This is a genomic window from Colwellia sp. BRX10-3 (assembly GCF_014077505.1).
Taxonomy (GTDB): domain Bacteria; phylum Pseudomonadota; class Gammaproteobacteria; order Enterobacterales; family Alteromonadaceae; genus Cognaticolwellia.
In genome coordinates, this window is sequence record NZ_JACGWA010000003.1 from 292,991 (window position 1) to 308,869 (window position 15,879).

General features: G+C 39.3%; 14 protein-coding genes. 6 read left to right on the forward strand and 8 right to left on the reverse strand.

Annotated elements, in window-relative coordinates; translation table 11 throughout:
* Nucleotides 1-27: 27 nt before the first annotated feature.
* On the reverse strand, nt 28-1,074 hold the full coding sequence (locus H4J38_RS08065) for an energy transducer TonB (RefSeq protein ID WP_182131203.1): 1,047 nt from the start codon (nt 1,072-1,074) through the stop codon (nt 28-30).
* A 100-nt stretch (nt 1,075-1,174) separates the two neighbouring features.
* Nucleotides 1,175-2,122 (reverse strand): alpha/beta fold hydrolase, encoded by a 948-nt coding sequence (locus H4J38_RS08070; RefSeq protein WP_182131204.1) that lies wholly within the window; start codon nt 2,120-2,122, stop codon nt 1,175-1,177.
* Between the two features lie 299 nt (nt 2,123-2,421).
* Here H4J38_RS08070 and glnS point away from each other — a divergent pair, with 299 nt between their 5' ends.
* Nucleotides 2,422-4,104, forward strand: coding sequence for a glutamine--tRNA ligase (glnS, locus tag H4J38_RS08075; RefSeq protein ID WP_182131205.1), 1,683 nt, complete (start codon nt 2,422-2,424; stop codon nt 4,102-4,104).
* Nucleotides 4,105-4,258: 154 nt separating this feature from the next.
* Here the strand turns inward: glnS and trpA are convergent, their stop codons facing one another.
* From trpA to H4J38_RS08105, 6 genes are read right to left on the reverse strand one after another with little or no spacing between them, the layout of a single operon-like run.
* Complete coding sequence (gene trpA, locus H4J38_RS08080; protein WP_182131206.1) at nt 4,259-5,104, reverse strand: tryptophan synthase subunit alpha; 846 nt, start codon at nt 5,102-5,104, stop codon at nt 4,259-4,261.
* A complete protein-coding gene (trpB, locus tag H4J38_RS08085) occupies nt 5,104-6,351 on the reverse strand; it encodes a tryptophan synthase subunit beta (RefSeq protein WP_182131207.1) in 1,248 nt (415 codons plus the stop codon). Before trpB ends, trpA begins: the two co-directional genes overlap by 1 nt.
* Nucleotide 6,352: 1 nt before the next feature.
* Nucleotides 6,353-7,741, reverse strand: a complete 1,389-nt coding sequence (trpCF, locus tag H4J38_RS08090) for a bifunctional indole-3-glycerol-phosphate synthase TrpC/phosphoribosylanthranilate isomerase TrpF (protein ID WP_182131208.1) — start codon at nt 7,739-7,741, stop codon at nt 6,353-6,355.
* Nucleotides 7,741-8,841, reverse strand: coding sequence for an anthranilate phosphoribosyltransferase (gene trpD, locus H4J38_RS08095; RefSeq protein ID WP_182131210.1), 1,101 nt, complete (start codon nt 8,839-8,841; stop codon nt 7,741-7,743). The genes trpCF and trpD overlap by 1 nt, the downstream gene beginning before the upstream one ends.
* Nucleotides 8,828-9,538 (reverse strand): aminodeoxychorismate/anthranilate synthase component II, encoded by a 711-nt coding sequence (locus H4J38_RS08100; protein WP_182131212.1) that lies wholly within the window; start codon nt 9,536-9,538, stop codon nt 8,828-8,830. Before H4J38_RS08100 ends, trpD begins: the two co-directional genes overlap by 14 nt.
* A complete protein-coding gene (locus tag H4J38_RS08105; RefSeq protein WP_182131288.1) occupies nt 9,538-11,214 on the reverse strand; it encodes an anthranilate synthase component 1 in 1,677 nt (558 codons plus the stop codon). The genes H4J38_RS08100 and H4J38_RS08105 overlap by 1 nt, the downstream gene beginning before the upstream one ends.
* 402 nt (nt 11,215-11,616) lie before the next feature.
* Between H4J38_RS08105 and H4J38_RS08110 the strand changes: the two genes are divergently transcribed.
* The 5 genes from H4J38_RS08110 to rluB all read left to right on the forward strand — a co-directional run bounded on the left by H4J38_RS08110 (nt 11,617) and on the right by rluB (nt 15,810).
* Nucleotides 11,617-12,507, forward strand: coding sequence for an RNase RNM (locus tag H4J38_RS08110; RefSeq protein WP_182131214.1), 891 nt, complete (start codon nt 11,617-11,619; stop codon nt 12,505-12,507).
* Between the two features lie 146 nt (nt 12,508-12,653).
* A complete protein-coding gene (locus H4J38_RS08115) occupies nt 12,654-13,274 on the forward strand; it encodes an L-threonylcarbamoyladenylate synthase (RefSeq protein WP_182131216.1) in 621 nt (206 codons plus the stop codon).
* Nucleotides 13,275-13,418: 144 nt separating this feature from the next.
* Entirely contained in the window at nt 13,419-14,219 is an 801-nt protein-coding gene (locus H4J38_RS08120; RefSeq protein WP_259365447.1) for a ScpA family protein, read from the forward strand.
* A gap of 44 nt (nt 14,220-14,263) precedes the next feature.
* Entirely contained in the window at nt 14,264-14,845 is a 582-nt protein-coding gene (gene scpB, locus H4J38_RS08125; protein ID WP_259365445.1) for an SMC-Scp complex subunit ScpB, read from the forward strand.
* A gap of 104 nt (nt 14,846-14,949) precedes the next feature.
* Complete coding sequence (gene rluB / locus H4J38_RS08130) at nt 14,950-15,810, forward strand: 23S rRNA pseudouridine(2605) synthase RluB (protein WP_182131292.1); 861 nt, start codon at nt 14,950-14,952, stop codon at nt 15,808-15,810.
* The last annotated feature ends 69 nt before the right edge of the window (nt 15,811-15,879 follow it).

Genomic DNA, 15,879 nt, shown 5'->3' on the forward strand with positions numbered 1-15,879 from the left:
ACCCGCACTTAATTTTATCGGGTTTACCTAAGCTTTAAATGGATGCTCAATGAGATTAAAGGTAGTGTTGTTCTGACCAAAAATATAGACATTACATTGTTGCCAAGCATCTGGTAATTTCCAAGTATTATTGTTTTCAATAGTATAAACATGGCGTTTATTCGCACATCGTATATCCATTTTCGTTAATTTACCTGTGATATTTGTCAGGGTGAATTCATTACGCACAAGTGCATAATACCAGTAGTCATCTTGACGAATATCAGCGGTAATCACTAGTTCTTTATCTGAATTAACAAACTCATCAACACGTTTAATAAGTGCTTGGTAATCAGCTAAATATGGTTCATCAGCGGCAATTTTTTCAAGACGTTTAAAAGTATTGTATGCAGGTTTTAATTGGTTTAATTTTATCTCTAAAATAAATTTCTGCTTAAGTATAGATAATACCTGTTGATGACTCTCGGGTTCTGCAGAGAACGAGATTTTATTTAAATGTGAGAGTTGTAGGGCTGGGTCACCAATTTCACTAGCATATTGTGCACTAAGTAACTGTAAAAAATTATTTTCAGATAAATGCATATGTTTTATTTTTTTAAATTTATTTAACAGTTCCTTTGCTTCTACATAATTATTTTCTGCTAGGGCTGCTTTTGTCTTACTATATAAATGTTGAAAACGTCTAGTTGCGCCTGTTGCACTATTTTTTTGTTTATTCATTTTAAATGAAAGTTGCACACTATTCGCACATTGTTGTATTGGTTCACCATCCTCCATTGCTGGCTGATATTTCCATTGCATTACCGCTTTTTTAGCCGCTAAAGTAATATCTTCACTACCAGATGTTTCTTTAGTTATTACATTTGATACGCTGCCGTCTTTTTCAATGATAAAGCTAAATCTAGCCCAGCCTTCTCTACTATTTCTCGCTGCATTTTTGGGATATTTTGGGTCAACTCTAAATGTAGGTGTTGGCTCAGTTGTTGTACTCAAATGTCGAGAAATCTCAATAGCGTTGACACTATTACAAAGCAGTAGAATAGGTAAAAATATAATAAAAAGTGTTTTATTCATTTGAACATCCGTGTAAGTACGATGATTTTTCAATTAACATAAATGTAACATTTAATGCGGTTATTTGGAATCTAGAATCTAGGTTGTTCTCGCTATTAAATTAAATTGGGTTGTATGAGGTAATTAAATCAGTAATTTTTTTTGCTGTTTCTATTGGCTCTTCCATCGGAAAACAATGATGCTGACCAAAAGTCTGCCATTGTATAATGTTATTGATTCTAGCAGCTCTTTTAACGGCCTTCGGAATAAAGAAATAACTTTTTTTTGCTATTAGTATCTCTACCGGAATATCAATTTTATATATTGCTCGCCATAATCCTTTTGGGTAAGAACCAAAAATGGAAGCTTCCCAACTTGGCTGACAGCTAAGTTGTACGGAATTATCCTGACGGGTATTCGTGGAAGACTCGCAATAATCGCTAATTACTTGTGGATGCCACGCTTTATAAAAGGATTTATTGGCTATACTTTCTTTCATGTTAGCCAAGCTAGGCCATGTTGATGTGCGGTTAGCAACCGACTTAACTAATGCTCTTTTTCGCCATGTACCCGTTGTACGCATTAACTGTTGAGCAATGATCATTTCAGTTTTAAATAAAACAGGATCTAACAAAATAATTTCACTGAATAAATCTGGGTATTTAACCGCCGCTAACAGGGTTAAAACACCGCCCATTGAGTGCCCAATACCAATCAATGGACCATTTTCTTTAACATTAGCTTGGAGATAAATCGCATCAGCAACAGTATTGGCCATTTTCTGCCAGTTGGGCATGCGTGTTGTTGGCTGGGTTGAGTCACCGTGACCTGGCACATCAGTTAACCAAATTGACCAGTCTTTTGGTAATTGTGAAGCCATGGCTGCTAAGGTCATTGATGAAAAACCAGTGCCATGTAATAAGTGTATACGTTTAGCGTTTTTAGCCCCAGGTCGATAATAGCCATTAACTGTCATTTGACTGTTAGATTTTTGTTGCCACTGTTGAATATTCTCTAGCACTGGTGTGCTAGATGAAAGCATTATTTCGGGGGAGGAGAATTCAGACATTAAAAAGTTTTAACGATAAAGGAAAATTATAAATAACATAGCAACATAGTGGTCAGATGTGAATGTATTTTGTTATCTCAATTATATTTTAATAAATTGATCAAATGATGAACTTCATTGCTAAATACTTGCTCAATAAGCGATAGAGAGTGCAAAAGTCGTGCTTTAAAGCGACAAGTTCTATTATATTTGTCTTTCATAGCAGAATTTATATTCTTTAGGTGCGCTCTTGTTGATTCTATTGATATAATATCTTCAATTTCATTATTTAAATTTTAATCTTTTTAGGGGTTCTGTGGATGTCGGAAGTAGAAAACCGTCCAACTAATTTTATTCGTCAAATCATTGATGCCGATCTTGCTAGTGGTAAACATAACAAAGTGCAAACTCGCTTTCCGCCTGAGCCCAATGGTTTTTTACATATTGGTCATGCGAAAGCCATTTGTTTAAACTTTGGTATTGCTCAAGACTACAATGGCTTGTGTAACTTGCGCTTTGATGACACTAACCCTGAAAAAGAAGATATTGATTTCGTAAACTCTATTCAAGCAGATGTTAAGTGGTTGGGCTTTGAATGGGCGGGCGATATTCATTATTCTTCAGATTATTTTGACCGTTTATTTGGTTATGCTGTGGAGCTTATCGAAAAAGGTTTAGCTTACGTTTGCTTTTTAAATGCCGAAGAAACACGCGAGCATCGTGGTACATTAAAGCAACCAGGAAAAAATAGTCCTTACCGAGATACTTCAGTTGAAGAAAACCTCGCTTTATTTGAAAAAATGAAAGCTGGTGACTTTAAAGAAGGTGAGTGTGCATTGCGCGCTAAAATCGATATGGCATCGAGCTTTATGTGTATGCGTGATCCTATTATTTATCGTGTTAAATTTGCTCATCATCATCAAACAGGTGATAAATGGTGCATTTACCCGATGTACGATTTTACCCATTGTATTTCAGATGCAATTGAAGGTGTAACGCATTCACTGTGTACATTAGAGTTTCAGGATAATCGTCGTTTGTATGATTGGGTTATCGACAATATATCGATTGAAACAATACCTCATCAATACGAGTTTTCGCGCTTAAATCTTGAATATACTGTGATGAGTAAGCGTAAGTTAAATAGTCTTGTGGAAGATAAGTTGGTACATGGTTGGGATGACCCACGTATGCCAACTATTGCCGGCTTTCGTCGTAAAGGTTTTACACCGGGTTCGCTACGCGAATTTACTAAGCGTATTGGTGTAACGAAAATGGATAATACCGTTGAAATGAGCGTGTTAGATGCTTGTATTCGCGAAGACTTAAATGACAATGCACCACGCGCTATGGCGGTTTTAGACCCAATAAAGTTAGTGATTGAAAACTATCCTGACGATAAAGTTGAAAACCTTGATGTTAAGAATCACCCAAGTGATGATAGCTTTGGTTCACGTGTTGTGCCTTTTGCTAAAGAACTTTACATTGAAGCTGAAGACTTTCGTGAAGAAGCCAACAAAAAATATAAACGTTTAGTGTTAGACAAAGCCGTACGTTTACGTGGCGCTTATGTTGTAACCGCTACCCGTTGTGATAAAGACGCAGAAGGTAACGTAACTGCGGTTTATTGCCAATATGACCCTGAAACCTTAGGTAAAAACCCGACTGATGGCACTAAGCCAAAAGGTGTTATTCATTGGGTTGCCGCTGAGCAAAGCCTTGATGCAGAAATTCGCTTGTATGAACGTTTATTTACCGTACCAAACCCAGGTGCAGCAGAAGACTTCCATTCAGTGATTAATCCTGATTCATTGACGATTATCAGCAATGCGAAAGTAGAACCTTATTTAGCAACGGCCAAGCCTGAGCAAGCCTTTCAATTTGAGCGTCAAGGTTACTTTTGCTTAGATAACAAAATATCGACAGAAGATACTGCAGCAGGTAAGTTAGTATTCAACCGTACGGTTGGTTTACGTGATACTTGGGAAAAGAAGACAGCTTAGTTGTTAATTAATCATTAGCTAATGGCTATTGATTAAGAAACTAAGATGTAATAAAAAAGCTCATAAGTTAATACTTATGAGCTTTTTTGTATTTAAAACTATCGTTTTTTATCTGAAAGCTAAAAACTAAGAACTGACAGTTATTAAGGTTAATTTAAAGTTTAGTAGCCAGCTTCATAGCACGAATAAATTCCGCTAATTCTTCCAACATCTTATCGTTATCATCAAGGTTCTTTTCAATAACCTTAACCACAGCAGAGCCACTAATAGCCCCACTTGCTCCGGTTGCTAAGGCAGCTTTCACATGTTCAGGTTTTGATATACCAAAACCAATAACAGATGGTGCAGCTTGGTATTTTTCCAATATATTAATAAGTTTATGGCCGGTCATTTCAGCTTCTGTTTCTGTGCCTGTAACACCAACACGGCTAAGTACATAAGTATAACCAGCGCCATATTCTGCAACTTTTTGTAAGGTTTCTTCGTTTGCATTAGGCGGTGCGATAAAAATTGGTGCAACACCATTGGCTATCGCAGCCTGTCTGAAGGGCTCACTTTCACGTATGGGTAAATCTGCTATAAGCACAGAATCAACACCAGCTTTAGCAACATCGCGATAAAAATTGTTGATGCCGCGGGCAAATACTAAGTTGCCATAAAGTAACAAGCCAATCGCTAAGTCAGGCGCATAGGCACGAACTTTGGCTAGAATATCTAGACAAACATCGGTATTGGTATTTGCTTTTAGTGCTCGAAGGGCAGCCATTTGAATGGTAAAACCGTCGGCACTGGGATCAGAAAACGGCATACCGAGCTCTAAAGCATCAGCACCGGCATCGATGAGTGTTTTTATCACTTCAAAAGATTGTTCAGCATTTGGGTCGCCAATAATCACAAAAGGGATAAAAGCGCCTTCATTTTTTTCCGCTAATTTTTTAAAAGTTTGGTCATAACGAGTACTTATCTTGGTAACGTTAGTCATGTTGTTTGCTTGGCTCATTATGCTTCTCCTCTATGCTTAACTGTATTTTTTTCAGCGGTCTCAGGCGATATAATAGCGTTTACATGTGCTAAATCTTTATCACCTCTTCCTGATAAATTAACCAATAAGATAGTTTCTTCTGTAACTTTGTCAGCCATTTTCAAAGCGTGTGCTAAAGCATGAGATGATTCTAATGCAGGAATAATACCTTCGTGTCGTGCCAGTAATTGAAATGCTTCTAACGCTTCATCGTCATTTATTGCAACATATTGAGCGCGACCAGAATCTTTTAACTGTGCGTGTTGTGGACCCACAGCAGGGTAGTCAAGGCCAGCTGATACCGAGTAAGACTCTTCAATTTGGCCAACCTTGTCTTGCATAATGTAGGTGTAGTTACCATGTAACATACCTTTTGTGCCCGCGACTAGGGTTGCACCGTGATGTGCTGTATCTATGCCTTTACCACCGGCTTCAACACCAATAAGTTTGACATCTTCATCACCGATAAAATCATTAAACATACCAATGGCATTGGAGCCGCCACCAACACAAGCGATAACGTAATCAGGCAGGCGACCTTCTTCAGCAAGTAATTGCTGCTTGGCTTCTTCGCCAATCATTTTTTGAAATTCGCGCACAATAGTTGGGAACGGATGAGGACCCGCGGCAGTGCCTAATAAATAGTGCGCATTTTCGTAATTAGCAGACCAGTCACGTAATGCTTCATTAACCGCATCTTTAAGTGTGCCACTACCCGCCGTTACAGGGATAACTTCAGCGCCCATTAATTGCATGCGAAAAACATTCGGTTGTTGACGCTGACAATCGACCGCGCCCATATAAACACGACATTTCAAACCTAATAATGAACAAGCAATTGCTGTAGCTACGCCATGTTGGCCAGCGCCGGTTTCAGCAATTACTTCAGTTTTACCCATACGTTTGGCGAGTAACGCTTGTCCTAAAACCTGATTAGTTTTATGAGCACCACCATGGAGTAAATCTTCACGTTTTAAGTAAATTTTGGCTAACGGGTTTTTAACAATATTGCGGCATAATGTCAGCGGTGTTGGGCGGCCAGCATAACTGGTCAGTAGTTTGTTAAATTCGGTTAAAAAGGCTTCATCAGTTTGTGATTCAATAAAAGCTTGCTCTAGTTGCTCTAAAGCGGGCACCAGTAATTCACCAACAAACATACCACCAAACTCACCAAAGTAGGCAGGCAAGGTTTTTTTAACTTGATTTTCAGTTGTAGATTTTAACATCTTAATAATTCCGTATTTGGGCGAAAACTTGTAGAAGTTTGTCGCGACATTTAATGCCTGGGCTCGACTCAACACCTGAGTTGATATCTAAGCCAAATAATTCTTGGTTGGTCAGTTGCCCACAAGCTTGGGTGATATTATCTAATTGTAAGCCACCAGCTAAAAAGCAACGGGATAAGTCTTGCTCACTTTCAGCTAACACTTGCCAACTAAAGGCTTGGCCACTGCCAGCATTTTTACCATCTAGCACAATATGGTCGACATTTTTAGGTAATGTTGGCAATGCTTGCTCTACAGATAATGCTTTGAATATTTGACAATTACTGGCTAGTTTTTCACGTAAACTATCAATATATTCTTGCGGCTCTTGACCGTGTAATTGCACTGCACAAAGTTGTAATTCATTGGCTAATTCAATCACCTCTTGTTGCGTATGATTGACAAAAACCCCCACATATTTCAGGCTTGGGTTTTGGCTAACAATAACTTTTGCTTGTGCTTTATCAATATACCTTGGCGATTTTTCAGCAAAAATAAGACCACCAAATTCAGCGCCTGCATCAATTGCAAAGCTGGCATGCTCTGATTTTGTTAAACCACAGACTTTATTGTGACCATAAATAAGTTGTCGACAAGCCAAGTCAATATCGTCTTCAGCCATCACAGAACTGCCGACTAAAAAGCCATCAACGGCTGGGGCAAGCTCTCTTACTTGTGCGTTGTTATAAATGCCTGACTCAGAAATAACGATACGATCATTGGGTATTGTTGGTGCCAAATCAAATGTACGTGAAATATCAGTAGAAAGATCACGTAAATTACGATTATTAATACCGATAAGTTTTGCGTTTAAGCCAATAGCGCGATTGCGTTCTTCTTCGTTTGATACTTCAGTTAGAATGGCCATATTTAGCGACTGTGCAACTTCTGCTAGTTCATTATACTCTGTGTCATTGAGTACACTTAACATCAATAATATAGCGTCAGCGCCATAGTGTCTGGCTAAATAGACTTGATAGGTGTCAAAAAAGAAATCTTTATTCAGCACAGGGCAACTGACTAAGTCACTGACCGTCTTAAGGTAGCTAAAATCGCCTTGAAAATATTTATGTTCAGTCAGTACTGAAATTGCGGCGGCATAATTATCATAAATACCGGCAATTTCAGCGACATTAAAGTCTTCTCTGATCAAGCCTTTTGACGGAGAGGCTTTTTTGCATTCTAAAATAAAACCGGCATAAGGTTTTTCTGCTGTGCGGGTTAATGCTTGGTACATGTCTTTTTTCGAAGGTGTTAAACCATCAATAAAGCTGGCTAACGGCATTTCTTTTTTCAGCTGTGCTATCTCAATACGTCGATTATCGACGATTTGCTCAAGAATATTACTCATTATACTGATACTCCAGCATTAGATACTCGTACTAAATCTGCTAAGGTTTGTGTTGCAGCGCCAGAAGATAGTACTTTTGCTGCATGTTGTGCTGCTAGCAATAAGGTGTCTGCTTGACCATCTAATTGTTCACGATGTAAATAAAGTAGCGCAGCACAATTAATGATAACTGCACTGTTATGTGCTTCTAGCCCTTTACCTGCCAATATAGCTTTAATAAACTCGGCGTTTTCTTGCGGGGTTCCACCTCTAATATCTTCCAAAGTATAATTTTTCAAACCAAAATCTGCTGGTGAAATTTCTTTATCAACTAATTTACCATTGCTGATCTCAGTAACTTGTGTTTTTCCGTGCAAGGCTATTTCATCTAAGCCGCTGCCATGAACCACCCAAGCGCGTTTAACACCCGTGAGTAATAAGGCTTGCGCTATTGGGTTAATCAGCTCAGGAATATAAACACCCAGTAACATAATGTCGGGTTTAGCCGGATTAACTAACGGGCCAAGAATATTGAACAGGGTTCTAATAGCCATGGCTTTGCGAACAGGAGCTGCATGCTTAAAACCGCTATGATAGGCCGGAGCATATAAAAAGCAGATATTAGCTTGCGCTAAACACTCACTTGCCACTTCAGGCGACATAGTTAAGTTAACACCGAATGCCTCTAATAAATCAGCAGAGCCAGACATACTTGAGACACTTCTATTGCCATGTTTTGCCATTTTTATGCCGCAAGCAGCTGCTAAAATAGCCGCTGTGGTTGAAATGTTAATGGTATTTGCACCATCGCCGCCCGTGCCGACACAATCGGCAACACTGTTAGTTTGGTTTGGAAAAGGCGTAGCATTTGCGCGAATGGCAATAGCAGCGCCGGCAATTTCAGCCGGTGTTTCACCTTTCATTTTTAATGCCGTTAGTATCGCGGCTAATCGTTCAGGTGCAACATGGCCATTAATCACTTGTTCAAATACATTTTGGCTTTGTTGTTGAGTTAATGAATCACCACTAACTAAGGTATTTAGTGCGCTATGGGTAATGTCATCGTTAATCTCTGCCTGAGTATGTTGTGAAGTTGTGCTACTAAGTTCAGTTGTTTTCATGAGCATTCCCGTGTGCTTTATAAATAGTTTGATTCGCTAATGCCGATAAGTGACGAAGGCTTTGCGCTAATAAATTGGTGCCAAAAGTAGTTAATATAGATTCAGGATGAAACTGAAAACCAATCGCGGCATCGCTGCTATGTTCAATGGCCATAGGTAGAGTAATTTCTTCATTATTTAAAGATAAACTAACGTGCGCTGTCATGGTTAATTGTGGAGGCATTTCACTGGCCACAAGCGAATGATAACGAGCCACAGGTAAAGGGCTAGCAATATTGTTGAAAGCGCCTAATTCGTTGTGGATGATATTCGACGATTTACCATGTACCACTTCCGGTGCACGCGCTATAACGCCACCATAATGTTGAATTAAGGCTTGATGCCCTAAACAAATGCCCAGTATTGGGAACTGTCCGGCGCAAAGTGCCAGTAATGACATTAAACAACCCGCATGTGTTGGATCGCCAGGTCCAGGTGAAAGCACTAAAATAACACCTGCGCTGTTGCTTTGTTGTTTCTCTTGCAGCTTGTTAAAAATAAAGTCAGCACTTAAGGTATTGCGATAAATAGTCAGTTGGTAACCTAAGCAGCGAAACTCATCGACCAAATTATAGGTAAAAGAATCGAGATTATCTAGCATGACAATCTCAGGGAGAGGGTCTGTCGAAGCGTGAGATAAAACGTCAGATGATTTCATTATTTAACCTCCTGCGTTAATGCGTCGCTATTTATATTCTGTTGTCTTTCTTGATGAGAAATTATCAACACTTTATCTTCAGCTTCTTTAATCGCACTGATCACTGCTTGAGCTTTTTGTTTGGTTTCGTTGGCTTCAGATTGCGGATCAGAATCAAAAACCACACCGGCTCCGGCTTGAATTTGTGCCCGTTCATTTTTAACAAATGCTGAGCGAATAACAATACAAGTATCCATATCTCCTTCACCGGTTAAATAGCCAACCGCGCCGCCATAACTGCCTCTGCGTTTACCTTCTACTTCGCGTATTAGTGAGGTAGCTTTAACTTTCGGTGCGCCAGATAAAGTGCCCATATTCATGCACGCTTGATAAGCATGCAACGCGTCTAATTCATGCTCTAAAGTTCCGCAAACACGAGATACTAAGTGCATAACGTGTGAATATCGGTCGACTTTTAATAAATCAGCAACGTGACGCGTACCGGGTTGGCTAACTCGCGCTATATCATTGCGGGCTAGATCAACTAGCATAATGTGCTCTGCCAATTCTTTTTTGTCTAATCGTAAGTCTAATTCGATACGACTATCTAAATCGGGTGACAAGCTACCATCAGCGTTAAAACCACGTGGGCGTGTGCCGGCAATCGGATAAATTTCTACTTGTCGGTTACTTTGTTGATATTTAAGCGCAGACTCTGGCGATGCGCCAAAGATACAAAATTCACTATCTTGAAGATAAAACATGTAAGGGCTTGGGTTACGGTGCTTCAATGCTTTATAAGCGTTAAGATTATTTGAACAAGTTAAGCTAAATGTGCGAGAAGGTACTACCTGAAAAATATCACCCGCTAAAATGTTCTCTTTTAAATCATCAACTATCTGACAAAAAGCGTTATCGTCGATGTCGCAACTCAGCGTATTTTCTTCTTTTACATTTTTATCTGAATTTACGCCAGATGATTTAAACTCAAGTGTTGCCGTAATATCAGTAAACAAACTGGCTTTTATTGCTGTAATTCTGGCTAAAGCGGCTTGCTTAGCATCTTCATAGCCAACACCGGTAAATTGGTTGGTAATCACTTCACTCGACTGTTTTTCATGGTCAATAATGATCAGGGTTTCTGCTAGATAATAAACAAAGTCAGGACAGGTGTTTTCGCCATCAGCAACCTCGGGCAATGATTCACTCATCGCCATCATATCAAATGCAAAGGCACCACCAAGAAATATCGCAAAAGGGTGTTGATTGGTATTTTTAAGTTGGCTAAATAAACGTAAGCTTTGAAAAGGGTTAACAGCAAGTAGGCGTGAACGTTCATCTAATTGCTCAGTAACGTCAGCAAAGGTTGCTGTGAAGCTTTGATTATCGCCGGTAATTGATGCGTCTGATACTAAGGCTTGTTTAGCAAAAGTAAGGGCATTTACACCATTTTTACTTAAGGCAGTAAAGTTAACAGTATTGCCATTACAAACGATTTTAACGGCAGTATCGGTTAACAATAAACTTTTCAGTTGATGCTTTTTGTCGACTTCTGCTGACTCTAGTAAAAGCGTATTATCTTTTTCAGCACAAAGGGTGTGAAACACCGCTAATGGATCGCTTTGATAACTTAAGGTATCGGTGATAGTTACAACTGCGCCTGGCTGTTGATTATTGAGTGCAGATTCTGACTGCATTTTTTCAGTGATGTTTTCTTGGGTATTACTCATGGGTACTCCTACATATAATCTATTTAAAAACGGTCATCCAGCGTAAATAGGCAGAAGCCACCATAAGAACCAACGTTTAACTTTAATGCGTAACATGCTTATTCTCTCATCATTTATAATTGATTAATTCAAAATTTTAAAAACAAAAAACCCGCAATAGAGTGCGGGTTTTCGAAGTTTTTACTTACAAGTAAACATCACAACCCACTTATGTAGAGTTATGCCACCACCAAATCAAAGAAATAGTTTGTTTTACTTGTATCATTATCTGTTTTATCTCAGTAAAATTGTTCATATTCACTTACCTAAATAGTGACTTGCACTTGTTTTTAGGCAGTTTAAGTCCCTATAGAAGAACCGATTCGCGTAATGATGTCAACTACTGATTTTACAAATAATAAAGATTTTTCAAACTTACGTGTTGATCTGCATAGCCATACCAATTGCTCTGATGGTGCGTTGACACCGAAAGAGCTAATAGAACGGGCGGTTAACTTCCAAATTGACGTTTTAGCGATCACAGATCACGACACAGTTAAAGGCCTTGATAGTGCAAAACAAACTATTTTAGACAAAAACATTCCATTAACTTTGATTGATGGCATCGAAATATCGACGCAATGGCAAGGTTTTGAAATTCATATTGTCGGTTTAAATATTGAGTCCGAACATGCTAAGTTGCAGTCGTTGATTTCAGCGCAGCAGCAACGTAGAGAAGATCGCGCGATTGCAATGGGTGAAAAACTGACAAAATGTGGTTTTGATGACGTTTACAGCCAAGCTAAAGCGCTGGCGGGTGAGGGTTCAATCACCCGAGCGCACTTTGCTAGAGTGCTTTTACAGCGTGGTATTGTCAGTAAAATGCAAGCGGCTTTCGACAAATATATTGGTAAAGGGCAACGTGCCTATGTTAACCCTAATTGGTGTAGTATCGAAGATGCCGTAGCGACCATTCATGCCGCCGGTGGTGTTGCTGTAATGGCTCACCCCATTCGATATGACTTAACAGCCAAATGGTTAAGACGCTTAATTGTTGATTTTAAGGCAGCACAAGGTGACGGTTTAGAGGTGGTTTTACCACAGATGAATCCCGAACAGCGTAAAATAATGCTAAGCTACTGTTCAGAATACGATTTACACGCCTCAATGGGATCTGACTTTCATCAACCAAGTCGTTGGAGTGATTTAGGAAGAAACCTAGTGATGCCTGAGCAGGCCAAACCTATTTGGCAACTTTGGCAAACTAACGCTATTAGCTAATTGGGTATTTAAGTCGTTAGTCGATTGAGAATAAGCGAAATATTTTAGTCATAGAACAGTTTAATTCAATATAAACTGTTCTGCGTCGATCACCTATGGTGATTGCACATTTTAATGGTAAACCTGTTATTTAGTTGGAGCTCATTATGAGTCAGTTTTTTTATGTTCATCCCGATAACCCGCAAGGTCGTTTAATGAAACAAGCGGCTGCCATTATTAGCCAAGGTGGTGTTATTGTTTACCCGACCGACTCGGGCTACGCTTTAGGCTGTCATATAGGTGACAAAAAAGCCTTGGAGCGAATTTGCAATATTCGAGATATTGATAAAGAGCACAATTTTACTCTTATGTGCAGTGACTTAGCCGAGTTGTCGGAATATACCCGTGTTGAAAACAGTGTATTTCGCTTACTAAAAAATAATACCCCGGGGCCTTACACCTTTATTTTCAAAGGTTCAAAAGAAGTGCCTAAACGGTTGTTAAACCCAAAACGAAAAACTATCGGTATTCGCGTACCTGACAATGCTATTGCTCAAGCGCTATTAGCCGAGTTAGGTGAGCCAATAATGTCGACAACATTGATCATGCCCGGTGCTGATACTGCAGAGTTTGACCCTGAACATATCCGCGATATTTTAGAACACCAAGTTGACTTAATTATTAATGGTGGTCATTTAGGCGAGAAGCCAACCACTGTGATTGATTTTTCTAATGATGAAGTAGAAATAATTCGTGTCGGTGAAGGCGATCCAGCACCATTTCAATAATACCTTTTTAGTACGAGTAATTCATAGCTATTAATACCTAACTTATGAAGCAAAAAATTTAAATGTTGAAAGCTGCTTATGCCTGATAGTAAGGCTAAATTATCCAAAAGCACTGTGCCAGATAAAGAGCTAGTGTCTGGCGTTATGCTGCAGCAAGTATTACCTTTTGCCTTGTTGCGAGGAGAAGCGATTGTTGAAAAGCCACAAGATTTATTTATTCCTCCCGATGCCTTAGAAGTTATTCTAGAGATGTTTGAAGGGCCGCTCGATCTTTTGTTGTATTTAATTCGCAAACAAAAATTTGATATTTTAGATTTACCTATTTCACCCATCACCACGCAATATATGACTTATGTTGATCTGATGAAAGATATTAAGTTGGAGTTAGCCGCTGAATATTTAGTGATGGCGTCGATTTTAGCTGAAATAAAATCTCGTTTATTATTACCCAAGCAAGCGGTTGAAGAAGACGAGGGTGATCCAAGGGCAGAATTAGTTAGAAAGTTACAAGAATATGAAATTATTAAAAAGGCGGCTGAAAATATTGATGAGTTACCGCGCCTAGATCGCGATAGCTTTGTGGCAAAAGTTGAATTAGCGGAAAACTTTGTCCCTGAAATACTCAATAGTCAAGTCGATTTAGCCGAACTAGTCAGCGCCTTACAAGGCGTGATAAAACGCACTCAGGCTTATGAACATCATCATATTCAAAAAGAGTCATTGTCGACTAGAGAGCGAATGGCACATATATTGACTACCCTTAAAGATGCAGGAATCGAGCAACCCTATTGTGATTTTAGCGACTTATTTACCGTCAAAGAAGGTAAGCAAGGTGTTGTAGTGACATTTCTAGCTATTCTAGAACTGATTAAAGAGTCTTTAATTGAATGTGTTCAAACGCAAATTTATGGCGAGATCCGTGTTTGTCTTCCTAGGCAAGCTTAGCGAAAGTTTTAGTAAATATCACGGCAAGAGTTACAGCAAAAATAATGGTAAAATTAGCAGAAATGATAACCGATAAAATACGCCACAAAGATATTGATGACACTAAGCTGCAACGCTTGGTTGAAGCTGCGCTATTTATTGCTGATAAGCCGTTGTCGGTGCAATTACTTAAACGCGATTTTTTAATAGAATATCGTGTTAGTAATCTTCGTATTCGTGATATAATTATCGATATTCAGGCTCAGTATAAAGGCCGTGGTGTTGAGCTCAATAAAGTCGCTTCCGGCTATCGTTTTCAAACACCGGCTGAGCTTAGTGACGATTTAGCGCATTTATACAAAGAAAAAGCACCGAAATACTCCCGTGCTATTTTAGAAACATTAGCCTTAATCGCCTATAAACAACCGATAACCCGTGGTGAAATTGAAGACATTCGCGGTGTTGCTGTTAGTAGTCAAATTATTAAAACGCTAACGGATAGAAGTTGGATCAAAACAATAGGCCATAAGGAAGTGCCAGGTCGACCTGTATTGTATGCGAGCACGCCAGAGTTTCTTGACTACTTTTCGCTTACAACACTCGACCAATTACCGGCATTAATGCCAATAGAAGATTTTACTAGTTAAAACGAAGGGGTTATTTACCCTAAACTTAAAGAGACAGAGACGCAATAGTGGCCGGTTTAAACCGCGCTCACTGTGAAGTTACTGACGTAAGAGAGTTAAGACCAATGTCTGAAAAATTACAAAAAGTATTAGCACGCGCAGGTGCTGGTTCACGCCGTGAAATGGAAACCTATATTAGCGCGGGTCGTGTTAGCGTTGAAGGAAAAACCGCTTATTTAGGTGACCGCGTTGAAGGCAACGAACTAATTCGTGTTGATGGACATCAAGTTAAGCTGAAACCTTTAGAAGATGATTTGTGTCGTGTACTAATGTACAACAAGCCTGAAGGCGAAATGTGTACGCGCAAAGACCCTGAAGGTCGTCCAACCGTATTTGATCGTTTACCTAAGTTAGATGGTAGCCGCTGGGTTGCAGTAGGTCGTTTAGATATTAACACCTCAGGTATGTTACTTTTTACTACCGATGGTGAGCTTGCCAATCGTTTAATGCATCCTTCTAAACAGGTTGAACGTGAATATGCAGTGCGTATATTTGGTGAAGTTAATGAAGCGATGTTACAAACCTTGCGTCATGGCGTAAAACTAGAAGATGGTACGGCGAAGTTTCAAAAAATCACGTACAAAGGTGGTGAAGGCCGCAACCATTGGTTCCATGTTGTGTTATCTGAAGGACGTAACCGTGAAGTTCGTCGTCTTTGGGAAAGCCAAGATGTACAAGTAAGCCGACTGATCCGTGTTCGATACGGTGATATGGAAATGAAGCGTCAGTTACCTTTGGGCGGCTGGACAGAATTAAACTTAAAAGATGTTAACTACTACAGAAAACTCGTAGATTTAGAGCCTGAAACACAAAGTAAAGTTAAGGTTGACGAAAAAACTATGGATAACGCCAAAAGCCGTAGAATTCGTCGCTCAGTGAAAAAACATCAACATCGCAGTCAACAAGCGACTAGACGCAAACGTTAATAATCGCGCGATAAGGCTCATACAAAGTAATGACAAGTTCTGTTAATGATCGAACTTGTCATTTTTATT